Here is a 16,105-nt window from a genome sequence, read left to right as displayed (position 1 = left end):
TGAATTAATGTTTTTAACGAAAGATAAAGAAGTGAAGAGCTATTTAAAACAAGAACCGAATAAAAGCTATGAACGATTTGCTAAAACGATCCATCAGCTTACTGAGAAGAAGGCTGGTCCTAAAGAAATATGGTTTGTCCTGTTATCCGTTCATGGATTTGTAACAGTTCATAGCCGAAACGATCAAACATATGACGAAGTTAAAGGGCTGGCTGAAACACATGTGAATTTGATTTTGAAGGCTGTTTTAGCTTGATTCATCATTTTGTTTGCTATTGACCAGTGGTTAACTGAAGGGTGGGAGATGAGAGAATGAAAAAGGTCATCGTCTTAGGGGCAACCGGAGGTATGGGGAGCGCACTTGTAAATGAACTAGTTGATAAAAGAATCGCTGTAACGGCATTTGCCAGAAATAAAAACAGGTTAGAGAAAATGTTTGGTAAGCATGAACAAATCCAGGTGATTGCCGGAGATGTATTTAATCTGAAGCAACTAACAGATGCGGTTGAGAATATGGATGTGATTTTTCATGCAGTAAATATTCCATACCAGGAATGGGCGGAGAAGCAACCGCTGTTAATGGCTAATATTTTGAAATCGGCAAAAAAAACTGGGGCCAAGCTCGCTCTCGTAGACAATATTTATGCATATGGCAGAAGTGAGGGGATGCCAATAGACGAGACCCACGAAAAAAATCCTCATACGAAAAAAGGGAAAATTCGTTTGCGGCTTGAACATATGGCGAGGGAAGCCGAAGTACCCTTATTCATCGCTCATTTTCCAGACTTTTATGGTCCAAATGGAAACAGCCTGCTCAATTACACCTTTGAAAACATGGTGAAAAACAAACGAGCAATGTTCATTGGAAACCAGGAACTTGCAAGGGAATATATCTATATCCCAGATGGAGCAAAGGCGATGGTCGAATTAGCCTTACGAAATCGTTTTGATGGCGGTAACTGGAACATTACTGGATCAGGCGTAATTACTGGGAAGGAAATTATCAATATAGCAAGAGAGTACCTTGGATACACCAAGCGTGTTTCAACAGCTGGCATAAACCTATTTAGGTTGTTAGGGATATTCGATAAATTTATGTCAGAATGTAAAGAAATGTTATATTTAACTGAAGAGGCTGTCATTTTAGATGGGAAAAAGTATGAAAAAGCGATGGGGCATTTGCCTAAAACAAGTTATGTACAGGGCATAGAAACTACACTCAAGAGCATCAAAGCTAATTATTCCTAATGAGTTCAGTTTCAGATACCCACTGGGAATTCAGAGGAGGCGAGACGGGAATATCGACTCTATAGACAGGAATATGCTGCTCCCAGACGGGATTAGGCACTACGCAGACGGTCAACCATTCAGACGGGATTAACTAAATTTTCAGCTCAAAATAGAATGATTTCATTCTAGATACCCCCATGAAAAAACGCTCAGGGCAGCTTTGCCTTGAGCGTTTTTCTCTATACTTATTCGCCGTAACTTTCAATTAAATTTGCGATGTGAGCATACGCTCCTCCGGCAAGCAAGGCTGCGGTGACAAGGACAGCTTCCGCAAGTTCTTCTTTTGTCGCACCTTGTTTATCAGCATTCTTCGTATGAACATCGATGCAATATGGGCATTGTGTTGCATGAGCAACTGCCACGGCAATGATTTCTTTGAATTTAGCTGAAAGGGTACCTGCTTTCATCGCCGCTGCACTGAATTGTGAATAGGCATTAAAACCTTCTGGCGCAGCTTCTTTTAATTGACCAAGATTGTTTAGGTTAGAGCGATTGTAAAGCGCATCATTTGCATCTGTATCAAGAGCATTAGACATATGGGTGCTGTGTGTAACCGCACTGCCTGCCTCTAAACCAGATACAACAAATACGGCTTCAACGAGTTCTTCAAGCATTGCACCTTCAGCTTTGGCACTGTTTGTATGAATATCAATACAATATGGACATTCTGTCACATGAGCGATTGCCACAGCAATAATTTCTTTCTCTTTTCTGCTCAGCGCGCCATCTTTCAGGACAGTTGCATTGAATTCCGCGAATGCGTGAAGCTGATTAGGGGCTAAATTTTTGATTTTGTTTAAATGCACTAAATGTTCTTTTTGATATAAGCTCTTAGACATGATTCATCCTCCTCTTAGGGATTTATAATCCTAGTGAAATATATTTCACTTCCAAGTACTCTTCTATTCCATGATGACCGCCTTCACGTCCGAGGCCGCTTTGTTTAAAACCGCCAAATGGTGCCTGGGGTGTAGATGGAAGTCCGTCATTTAGGCCGATGATGCCATATTCCAGGGCTTCGGTTACTCGAATACCGCGGCTAATGTTTTCTGTAAATACATATGCAGCCAGACCATAGATTGAGTTATTTGCACGTTCAATCGCTTCTTCTTCTGTTTTAAAAGAAGCTATAGGAGCAAGTGGGCCAAATGTTTCATCTTTCATGCAGAGCATGCTGTCATCGATATTAGAAATAATGGTTGGCTCGATAAAGAACCCACCGCTGGATTTACCGCCAGCTTCAAGTTTAGCCCCTTTACTGAGTGCGTCATCAATCTGACTCAGTACTTTGTCAACAGCATCTTGGTTGATAAGCGGCCCAATATCGATTCCCTCATCAAGCCCATTGCCAACCTTTAAAGACCGAACTTTTTCCGTCAATTTCTCAATGAACACTTCATAAATGGACTCATGAACATAGACTCGGTTTGAACAGACGCATGTTTGTCCGGCGTTTCGGAACTTCGAATTGATGACTCCTTCTACTGCTTTACCAAGATCTGCATCCTCAAGGACGATAACGGGAGCATGGCCTCCGAGTTCAAGGGATATTTTCTTAACTGTATCAGCGGAGCCCTTCATTAACTCTTTACCAACTTCAGTGGAACCTGTGAAGGTAAGCTTGCGGACCCGGCTGTCTTCTAGCCAAGCATTTCCGATTTCAGATGATTTGCCTGTCACGACATTGATGACACCTTTTGGAATGCCGGCTTCATCAGCCAGTTCCACCATCTTTAGTGCTGTGAGGGGTGTTAAACCAGCAGGCTTCACAAGAACCGTACATCCGGCTGCAAGGGCGGGACCAACTTTGCGGGTAATCATGGCCGCTGGGAAATTCCATGGTGTGATGGCAGCCACAACGCCAACAGGCTGCTTAGTGACAAACAAGCGTTTATTTGTCTGAGCGGATGGGATGGTTTCCCCATATATCCGTTTACCTTCTTCTGCATACCAAGATAGAAAACCATTGGCATAAGTCATTTCACCAATTGCTTCCTTTAAAGGTTTACCTTGTTCAAGCGTCATTACACGTGCAATTTCATCTTTATGTTCATTAATTAAGTGATGCCACTTCCAGATAAGCTCCGATCGTTCGTAAACAGACAAAGCAGACCAGCCTTTTAGGGCTTGATAGGCCGCATCAGCTGCTTTTTTAGCTTCCGCCGTGCCGCCATTTGGTACTGTGGCGACCACCTCACCGTTTGCAGGATTTTTCACTTCGATTTTGTCCAGATTGAAATCAGACCATTCTCCATTTACGTACATCCCATAGTCTTTCATTTAAAAACCTCCAGTCAATCGATTTTATTAGCAAACTATTCTCCTAAAAGTATAATCAATAATCCAGATTAACTTAAATCTTATGCCTATGATGATCAAAAATTTAGAAAATAGGGGAATTTCCCCGAAACAATAGGGAGTTTCCCTGATATGGAAGATAAGAGGTAGCAATTAGAATGAAGATATAGAAAGAAAAGACCGGAGTTATGAAAGAGGGGGAATAATTATGAACCACCAAACAGTCATTCCAGGAAAGAAAGAACAAACAATCAATCAGGCATTTGCCTCGAATTTTGCCAAATCGATGTTTCTTGCCATCCTTGGTCTGTTCATCCTTACATTTATAGGAACAAGAATGTTTACACATATAGATTTAAACCTATACGGATACATGGTAGGTACAATTGTTTTTATTGGAGGCTTTTTTTATCGCTTTATTGCTTGGGGAGAACGGCCGCCTACTAAAATCCTGATCAAAAAAGGAATGAAGCTGTTATTTAAAAAATCAACGCCTGCAACCACCGTCAATCATCTAGTAACTTATAAATTCATTTGGAACCGCGGAATCTATCGTTGGCTGCAGCATGTTTTGATGGGCGGAGGTACTATTCTTTCTTGTTTCGTTACGTTTCCGCTTGTATTTGGCTGGATGTACTTCACGATGGACGACAATGGTATGTATAACATCATTATGATCGGAGTAAATGTTTTAACCGTTCCTGCGGATGGTATCATTGCGAATCTTTCCTACAATGCACTGAACATAACAGCCACAATGGTTATCATCGGAGTATGTATGGCACTTTATCGTCGATTGAAAAATAATCAAGCTCGTGCCGAACAAAAATTCATGTACGACTTTCTTCCTCTATACCTATTACTATTTGTTTCGATTACGGGCCTCACGTTGACCTTCATGAATGTACTGCTTCATGGGTTTGGTCATTCAGTTATGTCTTTAATCCATCAGTATTCCGTCATTATTACTTTAATCTATCTTCCTTTTGGAAAACTGGCACACATTCCATTTAGACCGCTTAGTATCTTCGCTAAAAATTATCGTGAACATTACAGTGAACAGTCTATGAAGGAATGTAAAGTATGCGGAGAGGGATTCGTATCGGTTGAACAATCGAATGATGTAATTGATGTTTTGGGCATTAACCAGATTGAATTTAAACAGGAAGAGGGCTTCCATCTCGCTGAATTATGTCTGCCGTGCAGAAGAAAATATCGAATCGCTCAGTTTTCAGGAGCTCCTACTCACCAATTGAAAGTTAAGGAGGCAAATCAAAATGCAGAAGGATAAGTTTTTTAAAGAAGTAGAGAATGTCGTTCATCCAAACGAAAAATTGGTTAAGACACATTGCAGCTATTGCGGTATGCAGTGCGGGATGAACCTGAGAGTGAATACGGTCTCCAATAAAATTGTGGGGGTTGAGCCTAGATATGATTGGCCGGTAACACTAGGGAAAATGTGTCCAAAGGGTGTGACCGCTTATCAGCAGACAAACCATTCAGATCGGTTATTAAAACCACTTATTCGTGATGATGCCTCATTAAAAGGAACAAAAGAAGGGTTCCGAGAAGCAAGCTGGGAAGAGGCTTATGATCTTATAACCACTAAATTTCAAGAACTCCAAAAGAATTACGGGAAAGATTCACTCTCTGTTTATAGTGGAGTATCCATGACAAATGAAAAATGTTATCTGACTGGTAAATTTGCTCGGGTAGGACTTCAAACACGTTATATTGATTATAATGGGCGGTTCTGTATGTCTAGTGCAGCGGGTGGGTTTCTTCGTTCGTTCGGAGTAGATAGAGGTTCGACGCTTCCTTGGACAGATATCCATGAAACAGATTGCATTTTTATGGCTGGCAGCAATACGGCTGAGTGTCATCCGACCTCAATGTTTCGGATTTGGTCCGTTCAAGAGCGTGGAGGGTACTTAATCGTAGTGGACCCACGGGAAACACCGATAGCAAGAAGAGCAGATGTCCATCTGGATTTAAAACCTGGAACAGACTTAGCTCTTGCAAATGGAATCATGAACTTATTAATTCAAAATAATTATACAGATGAACAATTTATTAATGATCACACAAATGGTTTTGAAGAAACGAAAGAATTAGTGAAATTATTCACTCCAGAATATACAAGCGAAATTACGGGTGTTGATCCAGAGAAAATTATCCTTGCTGCAGAATTATATGGGAAAGCGCCAAATGCAATCGTCATGTTTGCAAGAGGAATCGAACAACAGATAAAAGGCGTTGATAATGTCTCCGGCTATACAAACATGGCCTTGATAACTGGGAAAATCGGACGCCCTAAGTCAGGTGTTGCAACGCTAACTGGACAGGGAAATGGACAGGGCGGCCGAGAACATGGACAAAAAGCCGATGCACTTCCCGGCTACCGTAAGATTGCTAATCCCGAGCATGTAAAGGAAGTAAGTGCATTTTGGGGAATAGATCCATCCGAGATGCCAAAGCCAGGTGTTTCTGCATATGAGATGTTTGGTTTAATGGAAGAAAAAACAATTCGGGGTTTATATTTGCTCTGCTCGAACCCAGCTGTATCCGCTCCAAATTTAAATTATGTTAGAAAAGTAATGAAGGAACTGGATTTTATGGTTTGCGCTGATTTTTATCTCTCTGAGTCATGTGAATTTGCCGATGTGGTACTGCCGACGACAACATGGTCAGAGGATGAAGGAACCGTAACAAACCTAGAAGGAAGAATTATTAAAATTAATAAAGCACAGGAGCCGGTTGGTGAGTCTAAGCCGGATTGGCAAATTCAAATTGATCTTGCTGAACGGTTAGGAAGAGGGAAATACTTTTCTCATCTGAAAACAGCAAGAGATGTAGCTGATGAATTTCGCGGAGCATCCAAAGGCGGCTATGCCGATTATTTCGGTGCAACTTGGGATAAAATCGACAAACAGGATGGGGTCTTCTGGCCGTGTAAGAGTGAAGATGATCCTGGTACACCGCATATGTTTCTTGATAAGAAATTTTATCATCCCGATGGAAAAGCAAAAATCTGTGCCCTTCCATATCGACCTCCAGCTGAAGAGCCAGATGAGATGTATCCGCTGCGTCTAACAACAGGGCGTGTCGTCTACCACTATTTATCTGGTAATCAGACTCGAAGAATTAAATTTCTTAATGACATGTGTCCGGAACCATTTATAGAAGTTCATCCGGAAAAAGCGGTTGAATACGGCATTGAACATGACGAAACCATTCGCCTTTATACAAGACGCGGGCAAGCATTTTATAAAGTGAAGATTACTGAAGCGATTCGGAAAGATACGGTTTTCGTTCCTTATTCTTTTGGTCATGATGAGTCTATTAATCTACTGACTATTGATGCGCTTGACCCGATTTCAAGGATGCCGGAGTTTAAGGCTTGTGCGGCACAAATAGAAAAATTAGAAATAAAGAAGGTGCTTTAAGTGGAGCAACGTCTATATATAGAGCTTGAAAATTGTATTGGCTGCCGGGCTTGTCTGGCTGCCTGCACCCAGTGCGGCGGGCACGAAGAACGCAATCGAAACTATGTGTATGATGTGAATCCTTTCGTGAATCGTCAAACAATGCCTTTAATGTGTCTTCATTGCGTGAACCCTGCTTGTGCGAGAAGTTGTCCTGCTCAAGCTATTCAGATTCATGAAACCGGAGCTGTTTTATCCGCGCTGGTTGAAAAATGTATTGGTTGTCAGAACTGTACAATAGCTTGTCCTTATGGAATACCAAAATTTGATACAGAACAAAACCTAATGTATAAATGTGACCTTTGTATTGATCGGACAAAAGATGGGATTCCCCCAATGTGTGCCAGTGTGTGTCCAACTAACACTTTGCAATGGCTTACTGAGGAAGAAATCGAAATGAAGCAAAAACAATTTAATCTTGATAACGGAAAATGGACCGCGAGCATGAAGCTGGAAGGGGAAACGAATGTACGTGTAAACCTCCCTGGAATTCTGCAAGGCGTAACTAAACTATTTTAGGAGGGAGCAGTTACAATGGAAAAGAACAACAGGTTCCCCTTTGAAGAAGATAATTATACACACAACATTAATCGTAATAATGAAAGGAAACTAGATCGGCGAGGGTTCATGAAAACATTGGCGGGTGCGGCAGGCGTATTCGCTGTATCCTCTCTTCCTTGGGGGGGACTCGCTGCAAAGGAACTAATGGGTCTTGGCGAAAAGGAATATCCGCATCAGAAAATAACGGATATAGCTGCCATTCCTATTGGTGATTCCGTAGAGTTCGCTTTCCCTGGAGAGCATGATAGTGCGCTGCTAATCAGACTGGGTGAGAATAAATTCGTAGCTTACCAGAATGCCTGCACACATCTTCGGTGTCCAGTTTATTGGGTCAAAGCTGAGGGAGAAATGATTTGTCCCTGTCATCACGGGAAGTTTGACGTGAAAACAGGAGAACCTACAGCAGGACCACCAAGGCGTCCGCTTCCAGAAATAATGGTGAAAGTGGAGAAGGGAGCCGTCTATGCGGTGAAGGTAAAGCGCTATGAAGGCTAAAAATATGAGATTTATTTTAATGTGTATGGTTTTATTCTTAAATATTATTTTTACACAAAAAATGGTCCATCAATATTTTTATGAAAACTATAAAAACGCTTTAATCTATTGTGCGTTAAATCTCGTGATTTTTCCTGCAGCCTTATTCTTGTATAAATATGACGTAAAGAAACTGAAGGGAGCAGATAGAGGATGATGAATAATGAAACCTATCTTGATTTCTGCTTTATCAGAAAGAGTGCCGGTCATTTTCAAAGTGAGATTAACTGCTTGCTTCAGGAACTCTTCGAAGGGAAACCACTGAATTGGTATCTCGAGGAAAAAAAGGAGAATGGTTCAGATATCGTCATTGCTGAAGTAAAGGGTATGAGCAGCTGGACATCTGAAGAAGAAACCTATGCTTACCTTGATACAAAAGGAACGGCTCGGTTTTGGGAATACCTTCAAGGTTATCAACTTCATATCTATCCGGCAAAAGGATGTGGAACTTGTGGCAGCCATTGATATCCAAACCATTCAGCAATTTGTTTCGGTGCCAGTGTCCGTGGCTATTCAGTCAAGTGAGGGAGAGCAAGCTCACTTTGTCAAAAAAACAATCGAAAAAATTGAATGGTGTCCAGAACATACACATATTCGAATTTACTTTGACCATTTCAATTTTTTTGCCATACCTGCTTCAAGCGAGACGCTTCTAACTGATCGTCAATGGTCAGCGTTTGATGCGGAAGGACAATTATTTTACCTAATCCGAAAGGAAAGTGTTAATCATGATTAAGAAAATTCAACTGCCGCTGCAAACAATGAACTTGGTTGTAGGGTTTATGATCTGGGTGCTGCTTTCATCCTTACTTCCATTTATTAAAGAGGACATAGCGATCCCTCCAGAGCAGCTTGCTTGGGTAACCGCCATCCCTGTTGTTCTTGGTTCCATTTTGCGTGTTCCCCTTGGTTACTACGCAAATCAAATTGGTGCACGTATCATATTCTTGATAAGTTTTGTGCTCTTATTCTTTCCTATCTATTATATAAGTGTGGCAGATTCATTTATCGATTTATTAATTGGAGGGTTGTTCTTAGGGCTTGGGGGAGCAGTATTCTCTGTGGGTGTTACCTCAGTTCCTAAATATTATCCGAAAGAAAAGCATGGCTTTGTAAATGGAATATATGGCGCAGGTAATATCGGTACTGCAATTAGTACGTTTGCCGCACCGGTCGTAGCAACCAAAATAGGTTGGAGTGCTACTGTTCAGCTTTATATGATTCTACTTGGGATATTCGTAATTCTTAACTTTTTCCTTGGCGATAAGCACGAAGTGAAGGTCAAGACACCACTAATGGTTCAAATAAAAAGTGTCTATAAAAATGAAAAGCTATGGCTCTTGAGTCTCTTCTATTTTATTACCTTCGGATCATTTGTTGCTTTCACTGTATACCTTCCCAATTTCTTAGTAATGAATTTTGAATTGGAAAAGGTTGATGCGGGGTTACGGACAGCCGGATTTATTGCTGTCGCGACGTTTATGCGACCAATTGGAGGCTGGCTGGCTGATCGAATTCAACCACTTATTCTGTTAATGTATGTATTTACAGGATTTAGCTTATTCGGAGTTCTTTTATCCTTCTCCCCGACTATCATGTGGTATTCAGTTGGATGTATCGGAATTGCCTTTTGTTCAGGGATGGGAAATGGAGTCATTTTTAAATTAGTACCGGGTTATTTTCAAAAGCAAGCTGGTATTGCAAATGGGATTGTATCAGCTATGGGTGGTCTGGGTGGTTTCTTTCCCCCGCTTATCCTGGCCTTCTTATTCAGTTTAACAGGACATTATGCAATAGGCTTTATGGCATTTTCTGAAGTGGCGCTTGCCAGCTTAGTGCTTGTCATTTGGATGCACTTCCAAGAAAGACTTGCGTTGACAAAGGAAGTGGTCAATGCAACTGGAGAAGGGCTGCTAGTTACCGACAAAAGTGGTAAAATTATAATGACAAACCCAGCATTCACTAAGCTTACAGGCTACAGTGAGAAAGAGGTTATCGGTCAGAACCCTAGTATGATGCAATCTGGCAAGCAATCGCCGGAGTTTTATAAAGAAATGTGGAAAACGATTCAAGAAGAAGGATATTGGCAAGGAGAAATTTGGAATCAACGTAAAGATGGGCAGAACTACTTGGAATGGCTTACGATAAGTGCTATAAAAGACGATGCAGGTGAAGTTAAGCAGTATGCTGGTCTACTTAGTGATATAACAGATTACAAAAAAATAAATATGACGAATTAAGAATAAGAGTGTGATGGGGCTGAAGGTTTCTTTGGCGCTGTCACCTTTTTTCTGTATTAAACAAACTGCAGACTAATAGGAGGCATCACCATGGAAGGAATTTCTGTTACAAAAAGTATCAGTTCATATATTATTCAGTCTCAAGATGAAGAAATTAAACGAATAGCGCTGGAACTCCATGAAGGTGTCGGCCAAACACTTTATAGCCTGTATACGGGCCTGCAGTATATCGAGATGGGAATAGAACAACCAGGAATGAAGGCTTATCTTCAGGAAATGCAGCAAACAATGGAAAGAACGATTAAAGAAATTCAGATGCTGTCAGTTGAACTCCATCCTCCTACTCTTTCATTAGGTTTAGTGTCTGCGATAAAGAGTTATGTAAGATTATATACGTCTACCTATGGAATTGTAGTGACAGTTGAATCAATTGGAGAAGAAAAGATCCTGCCTGAACAAAATAAAATTGCGATCTTCCGTGTTTGCCAAGAAGCATTAATTAATATTGCAAAGTATGCAGATATAGATTCGGCTTCTATCCAGCTCGACTGGAGGGAAGATGACATAAAAGTGGTAATTGTAGATCACGGACAAGGGTTTAACGTGAAGAAAGTGTTAAGAGAAAATCTGTCCTCAGGGTTGGGAGCTATGCAGGAAAGGATGCTTTTGGCTGGAGGGACATGTGACATTGCTTCCGCACAAGGAAAAGGAACGAGTATACTGATTGACATGCCCTTATAAAAAGATCGGGGAAAAGGGAGAGGGTAAATTGTGATTAACGTACTTCTAGTAGATGACCATGCAGTAGTCAGAATGGGGCTAACCATGTTGTTAAATTCTCATGATGACCTTGAAGTAGTGGGGGAAGCATCTGAAGGAAATGAAGGAATACAAAAAGCATTAGAGTTAAATCCAGATGTAATTGTCATGGATTTAAGTATGCCGCATGGCAAAGATGGTTTGTCGGCTACCTCCGAATTGAAAAAATTGCTGCCGAAGGTGACCATCTTAATCCTTACTATGCATGATGATGAAGAATACTTATTCAGGGCCATACAAGCTGGGGCGTCTGGCTGTATTTTAAAGAGTGCTCCTCACCATGAATTGGTTACGGCTATTCGTTCCGTTGCAGCGGGTGATGCTTATCTTCATCCTTCTGCAACTAAGCGGCTGATGGAAGAATACATGGGTACGATTCAAAAAGGTGGAGTAGACACTTACAGTCTGCTGTCTGATCGTGAAAAGGAAGTACTCGCATTAATTGCAAAAGGCTTTTCTAATAAAGAAATCGCCGAGCAGCTCATTATTAGTGTGAAAACAGTAGAAAACCACAAAGGACACGTGATGGAAAAACTCCAAATGAAAAAAAGACCTGAATTAGTCGCTTATGCATTAAAAAAGGGGCTGCTTGGATATGGAATATAGGGGAAATGACGCAGAAATGGATCAACCTACGTTTCTAGATGTTTTAGATGTTTGTCACGAGATGCGTGCGGAATTAAACTGTGATTTTGCAGCAATAGCCATACAAGATGAGATAGGCACAGATATAAAATGGCCTTATGCATCTGGTAACAGAAATGAAAAGTATAAGAGAATTACGGTCCGTTATGGAAAGGGGATTGCCGGCAAAGTGATTTCGACTGGCCGCCCTATGATGATATCCGACCTTTCAAACGATAAAAGTAGTATGGTTTTAGAACATCCGATTATGCTGGCAGAACAGTTGCTTTCAGCTTATTCAGTACCTCTACTTATAAATGGAACGGCAAAAGGGGCATTATTAGCTGGGAATAGAAGCAGTCATCTTTTTACCGAGAACGAACAAAACAGCATCGCAAAGTATGCGAACAAGCTGGAGGTAATGTTTAATTCCAATCATTCACTTTAAGCAGGAGGTCAGTAAATGAACAACTTTGATATTAAAAAAAGGCCTATGTTGCCTGGTTCTAGTGAAGAAACGATTCTGGTTAATCAATCAGGCATTGTTATCTATATGAATAAAGAAGCAATTAATTATTTCGGTTATGAATCGGGATATTGTGTATATATCCAAGAGCTGATTCCTGATATTAAGCTTGATGAAATTGAAGAGGGTTATGTCCTGCAGTTCTATGGAAAACATCGGGAAGGGTATACTTTTCCATTGTTTTTAAAAGTGAATAGCTTCATTTCAGATAATAAGCAATATTTCCTTTTTATCATACATAATGTGAGAGATCAGTCGAAAATGGACAAAGAACTCTCACAGCCATTAAATGAATTGATTGATTTAAAATATGCGATAGATGAGGCAGCTATTGTGGCCATTACTGATCACAAGGGTCTGATCCTCTATGTCAATGAGCAGTTTTGCAATATTTCACAATATACAGCAAATGAATTAATTGGCCGGGATCACCGCATGATTAATTCAGTGTATCACAGTCAAGAGTTTATGAGTGATTTATGGCGTACAATCAGCAGCGGCAAAGTTTGGCGTGGAGAACTACGGAATAAAGCAAAAGATGGTAGTTACTATTGGGTGGATACAACCATTGTACCCTTCATGAACGAAAAGAATAAACCCTATCAATATCTGGCGATTCGGCAGGATGTGACGGACCATAAACGAGTCGTTGAAGAATTAGAGACATCGATCAAAGAATTAAGTGATTTAAAGTTTGCCCTGGATGAGTCATCAATCGTGGCCATCACTAATTCAAAGGGAAAAATCACGTATGTAAATGATCAATTTTGTCAGATATCTAAGTTTTCGAAACAAGAATTGCTAGGAAAAGATCATCGAATCATTAATTCGAACTACCATTCAAAGACATTTTTTCAGAACCTATGGGAGAAGATTTCTAATGGTCAGGTCTGGAAGGGTGAACTTCGAAATAAAGCAAAGGATGGAACTATTTATTGGGTAGATACCACTATTGTTCCATTCATGAATGAGGAGGGTATCCCATATCAATACCTAGCCATTCGCTACGAAATTACAGAGAGAAAGCGAGTAGAAGAAGAATTACAGCGAATGATGATTAGAATTATTGATGTACAGGAAGAAGAAAGGAAGGTATTGTCTAGAAACCTCCATGATGGAATTGGACAAAATCTCTATAGTCATTTAATTACGATCAGCCGCCTTCAAGCTGAGATTGACCATCCACTGCTGCAGCAAATGCATGATGAGACATCTAACCTAATCAAGGATGTGCGAGAGATATCTTGGGAGCTTCGTCCGTCCGTTCTAGACGACCTTGGTTTGTTGCCGGCAATTCGATCATATTTAGTGCGGTATGCAGAGTTCTACGAAATCGATGTTGAATTCGAATGTGGACTTTTAACAAGGCTTGACAGCAATGCTGAACTAACAATCTACCGAATTATCCAGGAGGCACTTACTAATATCCGTAAATATGCGTATGTCGATAAAGCAAAAGTAACCATGCGGGAAGAAGCAAATCATATTCGGGTACTTATAGAAGACAATGGTCAGGGATTTGATCATAAATTAAATTCTTCGGGAGTAGGGATATTTAGCATGGAAGAAAGAGCTAAATCTGCTGGAGGATTGATAGAAATCTATTCTGCACCTATGAAGGGAACTAAGATTGTATTAGAATTGCCAAAGAGGAGTTTATCATGATAGCTTCTATTAAACCACCACCCGTTTTCGGGTGGTGGTTAGTTAATTTTCAAATGGTTTAATGATTCCATAGAGGGTCTCAATGACAGGTAGTTTGAGTCCTGCCATTGAAGCAAGTCTAAGTGCACCGCCTTGCAGATGCTCTACTTCAAGCGTTAAAAATTTTCTCCTATCTTGATGCATGGATGACGTTGATTCATCGGGAAGGTTCTGCAGCTGCTGGATGCTTTGTGCTACTTGGCTGTCTGTTATCTCTATATCGTACGCTGCTGCTAATTGCTGCATCTCAATAAACACCTTTTTCAGCAGGCTGAAGGTTTCTGGATAATGACGAATTGCTCCAATGTTTAGATTGGCAGCTGTAGTCACACCGGAAAAGGCATTAATGAATAAATATTTCTGCCAGATCCTTCTGAGTATCTGAGTAGAATGGTGGGCATCCATAATCGCTTGATCAGAGATTTTCTCTATTCGATCACATAGATCCTGCTGGGAGGGATGGAGGGGTCCGAATACCAAATCATGCTGTGAACTAGAATGTACAACATGTCCTCTTTCGTTGAGAGTGGCAATAATATAAGCTGAACCGCCTATAACAGTTTCTTCGCCAAATGTTTGTTGGAGAATATGAATATGTTCCAGACCATTTAAGATGGGGAGGATTTTTGCTCCTTTTTCTACTAAGTAGTTTAAAGCAGGGAGTGTACCTTCCAAATGATGGCCTTTTACAGAAAGCAGGACTAAGTCTGGGTCTTCAATATCCTCAACATTCTCCGTGTAATCAATCTCATGAAAGAGATAATTGCCATGCGGGCTAGTTACATATAAGCCCTCCTCAGCGATTTGACGGGCTCGACGTTCTCTTACCAAGAATTGAACATGATGTCCTGCTTCTTGCCATCTAGCTCCATAATAAACTCCTAATGCGCCAGCACCAATAATGACAATATTCATATTTGCCCCTTTCCTTAGATAAGGTAGAAGTTCACTATGATTATAACATTATCTAAATATTTAGAAAACAAATTAAAGCAGAGAAAAAGACTCGGAAACCTATCCGAGTCTTGAATGGATTATTTATAAACTCTAATTTTAACAGTTTTAACTCCCCATTTAATAGCTTTTGCTTTTGAAGAGATAAAGACATCAATTTTATTTCCTTTAATTGAGCTTCCTTTATCTGCAGCAACTGCGTAGCCATATCCTTCAACGTATACTTTTGTTCCCAATGGTATTTTCTTAGGATCAACTGAAATTGCTTTTAGGGATGGATTCTTTTTTAAATTAAGTCCAGTGGCTGTAATGCCGCTGCAGCCTTTACAACTTGCTGTATAGGCGGTAGCTTTAACAGTCATTGTCTTGTAAGCTTTAGAAGAAGCCTTTTTTACAGTAGTGGTCTTTTTCTTAGCTGAAGTAGAGGTCTTTTTAACTTTTAAAACTTGCTTTATTTTTATATGATCTGTTTTAAGCTGATTCCAGCTTTTTATCTGCTTAACGGTTATGTTATGGTTTTGGGCAATCTTCCAAAGAGTGTCACCTGATTTTACTTTATATGTATTGCTACTAGCCGATGCAACGCCGGAAATACCGAATACTAGAAAAAAGGCTGCAGTCATAGACAATATTAGTTTTTTCAAAAGTCGAGTCTCCTTTGTTTTTAAATCGTAGATATAGAATACCAGCTATGTGTAACAACTGTGTTTCAAGGTGGGCGCATTTATATTACAAAATAGAGTCATTTAGTTGCATTTTGTAATATAACAGAGTATTTCGTAAGTTGCATATACTAAACGTGTAGAAAAATAAACTAGGTAATTGGAACTTTTTTTACAAAAAACACATGAAATAAGGCCGTTTTTCACTACTGCTGCTAGATCAATCATATAAATGGTCCTCTCTTTTATTACAGAAAAAATATAAAGCTGGAAAATGATAATTTGTCACTCTACGGAGCGTGTATTGTGGATTAATTAGTTAGTGGGTATCATTTAGTGGAGGTGAAAAATATGGATTGCAGCAAGAATGAAAAGTTGACTTTGACTCTTCATAGAGAAAAAAAGATG

Annotated in this window: 16 protein-coding genes and 1 pseudogene; 13 read left to right on the top strand and 4 right to left on the bottom strand. The window is 40.2% G+C overall.

Features of this window, described 5'->3' with window-relative positions; translation table 11 throughout:
• Together AC52RT_RS18400 and AC52RT_RS18395 are read left to right on the top strand one after the other, a co-directional pair.
• Positions 1–256 (top strand): annotated as a pseudogene (locus tag AC52RT_RS18400) (TetR/AcrR family transcriptional regulator); the annotation flags it as partial.
• 56 nt (positions 257–312) lie between these two features.
• Complete coding sequence (locus AC52RT_RS18395) at positions 313–1,248, top strand: SDR family NAD(P)-dependent oxidoreductase (protein WP_495542091.1); 936 nt, start codon at positions 313–315, stop codon at positions 1,246–1,248.
• A gap of 227 nt (positions 1,249–1,475) precedes the next feature.
• On the opposite strand, the gene AC52RT_RS18390 is transcribed toward AC52RT_RS18395, so the two are convergent.
• Together AC52RT_RS18390 and AC52RT_RS18385 are read right to left on the bottom strand one after the other, a co-directional pair.
• Positions 1,476–2,129 carry a carboxymuconolactone decarboxylase family protein gene (locus AC52RT_RS18390; protein ID WP_495542090.1) on the bottom strand — a complete coding sequence of 218 codons (654 nt, stop codon included), beginning with the start codon at positions 2,127–2,129 and terminating at the stop codon, positions 1,476–1,478.
• A gap of 22 nt (positions 2,130–2,151) precedes the next feature.
• Positions 2,152–3,570, bottom strand: a complete 1,419-nt coding sequence (locus AC52RT_RS18385) for an NAD-dependent succinate-semialdehyde dehydrogenase (protein ID WP_495542089.1) — start codon at positions 3,568–3,570, stop codon at positions 2,152–2,154.
• Positions 3,571–3,796: 226 nt separating this feature from the next.
• On the opposite strand from AC52RT_RS18385, the gene AC52RT_RS18380 reads away from it, so the two are divergent.
• The 11 genes from AC52RT_RS18380 (at position 3,797) to AC52RT_RS18330 (ending at position 14,042) form a co-directional block, all read left to right on the top strand.
• Positions 3,797–4,879, top strand: a complete 1,083-nt coding sequence (locus AC52RT_RS18380; RefSeq protein ID WP_495542088.1) for a hypothetical protein — start codon at positions 3,797–3,799, stop codon at positions 4,877–4,879.
• Positions 4,866–7,034 carry a molybdopterin oxidoreductase family protein gene (locus AC52RT_RS18375; protein WP_495542087.1) on the top strand — a complete coding sequence of 723 codons (2,169 nt, stop codon included), beginning with the start codon at positions 4,866–4,868 and terminating at the stop codon, positions 7,032–7,034. The genes AC52RT_RS18380 and AC52RT_RS18375 overlap by 14 nt, the downstream gene beginning before the upstream one ends.
• Positions 7,035–7,592 carry a 4Fe-4S dicluster domain-containing protein gene (locus AC52RT_RS18370; protein WP_475730434.1) on the top strand — a complete coding sequence of 186 codons (558 nt, stop codon included), beginning with the start codon at positions 7,035–7,037 and terminating at the stop codon, positions 7,590–7,592.
• A 15-nt stretch (positions 7,593–7,607) separates the two neighbouring features.
• A complete protein-coding gene (locus AC52RT_RS18365) occupies positions 7,608–8,129 on the top strand; it encodes a Rieske (2Fe-2S) protein (protein ID WP_340848180.1) in 522 nt (173 codons plus the stop codon).
• A gap of 192 nt (positions 8,130–8,321) precedes the next feature.
• The gene (locus AC52RT_RS18360) at positions 8,322–8,633 is read left to right on the top strand and encodes a hypothetical protein (RefSeq protein ID WP_495542086.1); all 312 of its coding nucleotides are present in this window, start codon (positions 8,322–8,324) and stop codon (positions 8,631–8,633) included.
• Positions 8,620–8,904, top strand: a complete 285-nt coding sequence (locus AC52RT_RS18355) for a hypothetical protein (RefSeq protein WP_475730430.1) — start codon at positions 8,620–8,622, stop codon at positions 8,902–8,904. Before AC52RT_RS18360 ends, AC52RT_RS18355 begins: the two co-directional genes overlap by 14 nt.
• On the top strand, positions 8,897–10,408 hold the full coding sequence (locus tag AC52RT_RS18350) for a nitrate/nitrite transporter (RefSeq protein WP_495542085.1): 1,512 nt from the start codon (positions 8,897–8,899) through the stop codon (positions 10,406–10,408). The genes AC52RT_RS18355 and AC52RT_RS18350 overlap by 8 nt, the downstream gene beginning before the upstream one ends.
• A gap of 90 nt (positions 10,409–10,498) precedes the next feature.
• On the top strand, positions 10,499–11,149 hold the full coding sequence (locus AC52RT_RS18345) for a sensor histidine kinase (RefSeq protein ID WP_475730426.1): 651 nt from the start codon (positions 10,499–10,501) through the stop codon (positions 11,147–11,149).
• A 30-nt stretch (positions 11,150–11,179) separates the two neighbouring features.
• On the top strand, positions 11,180–11,833 hold the full coding sequence (locus tag AC52RT_RS18340; protein WP_340848188.1) for a response regulator transcription factor: 654 nt from the start codon (positions 11,180–11,182) through the stop codon (positions 11,831–11,833).
• On the top strand, positions 11,823–12,299 hold the full coding sequence (locus tag AC52RT_RS18335; protein WP_495542084.1) for a GAF domain-containing protein: 477 nt from the start codon (positions 11,823–11,825) through the stop codon (positions 12,297–12,299). Before AC52RT_RS18340 ends, AC52RT_RS18335 begins: the two co-directional genes overlap by 11 nt.
• Positions 12,300–12,314: 15 nt before the next feature.
• A complete protein-coding gene (locus AC52RT_RS18330) occupies positions 12,315–14,042 on the top strand; it encodes a PAS domain-containing sensor histidine kinase (protein WP_495542083.1) in 1,728 nt (575 codons plus the stop codon).
• 42 nt (positions 14,043–14,084) lie between these two features.
• Here AC52RT_RS18330 and AC52RT_RS18325 read toward each other — a convergent pair whose 3' ends face one another.
• Positions 14,085–14,996, bottom strand: coding sequence for a ketopantoate reductase family protein (locus AC52RT_RS18325; protein WP_495542082.1), 912 nt, complete (start codon positions 14,994–14,996; stop codon positions 14,085–14,087).
• A 119-nt stretch (positions 14,997–15,115) separates the two neighbouring features.
• Entirely contained in the window at positions 15,116–15,679 is a 564-nt protein-coding gene (locus AC52RT_RS18320) for a 3D domain-containing protein (protein WP_495542081.1), read from the bottom strand.
• Positions 15,680–16,105 lie beyond the last annotated feature (426 nt).

The sequence above is a fragment of the Peribacillus sp. genome (assembly GCF_059453735.1).
The sequence above is the reverse complement of the archived record's forward strand: the minus strand, read 5'-3'. Positions and strand labels throughout refer to the sequence as shown.

Excerpts from the sequence above, each read along its gene's own strand:
- AC52RT_RS18395 (WP_495542091.1), top strand. The coding sequence starts at position 313 with ATGAAAAAGGTCATCGTCTTAGGGGCAACCGGAGGTATGGGGAGCGCA.
- AC52RT_RS18390 (WP_495542090.1), bottom strand. The coding sequence starts at position 2,129 with ATGTCTAAGAGCTTATATCAAAAAGAACATTTAGTGCATTTAAACAAA.
- AC52RT_RS18385 (WP_495542089.1), bottom strand. The coding sequence starts at position 3,570 with ATGAAAGACTATGGGATGTACGTAAATGGAGAATGGTCTGATTTCAAT.
- AC52RT_RS18380 (WP_495542088.1), top strand. The coding sequence starts at position 3,797 with ATGAACCACCAAACAGTCATTCCAGGAAAGAAAGAACAAACAATCAAT.
- AC52RT_RS18375 (WP_495542087.1), top strand. The coding sequence starts at position 4,866 with ATGCAGAAGGATAAGTTTTTTAAAGAAGTAGAGAATGTCGTTCATCCA.
- AC52RT_RS18365 (WP_340848180.1), top strand. The coding sequence starts at position 7,608 with ATGGAAAAGAACAACAGGTTCCCCTTTGAAGAAGATAATTATACACAC.
- AC52RT_RS18360 (WP_495542086.1), top strand. The coding sequence starts at position 8,322 with ATGATGAATAATGAAACCTATCTTGATTTCTGCTTTATCAGAAAGAGT.
- AC52RT_RS18350 (WP_495542085.1), top strand. The coding sequence starts at position 8,897 with ATGATTAAGAAAATTCAACTGCCGCTGCAAACAATGAACTTGGTTGTA.
- AC52RT_RS18345 (WP_475730426.1), top strand. The coding sequence starts at position 10,499 with ATGGAAGGAATTTCTGTTACAAAAAGTATCAGTTCATATATTATTCAG.
- AC52RT_RS18335 (WP_495542084.1), top strand. The coding sequence starts at position 11,823 with ATGGAATATAGGGGAAATGACGCAGAAATGGATCAACCTACGTTTCTA.
- AC52RT_RS18330 (WP_495542083.1), top strand. The coding sequence starts at position 12,315 with ATGAACAACTTTGATATTAAAAAAAGGCCTATGTTGCCTGGTTCTAGT.
- AC52RT_RS18325 (WP_495542082.1), bottom strand. The coding sequence starts at position 14,996 with ATGAATATTGTCATTATTGGTGCTGGCGCATTAGGAGTTTATTATGGA.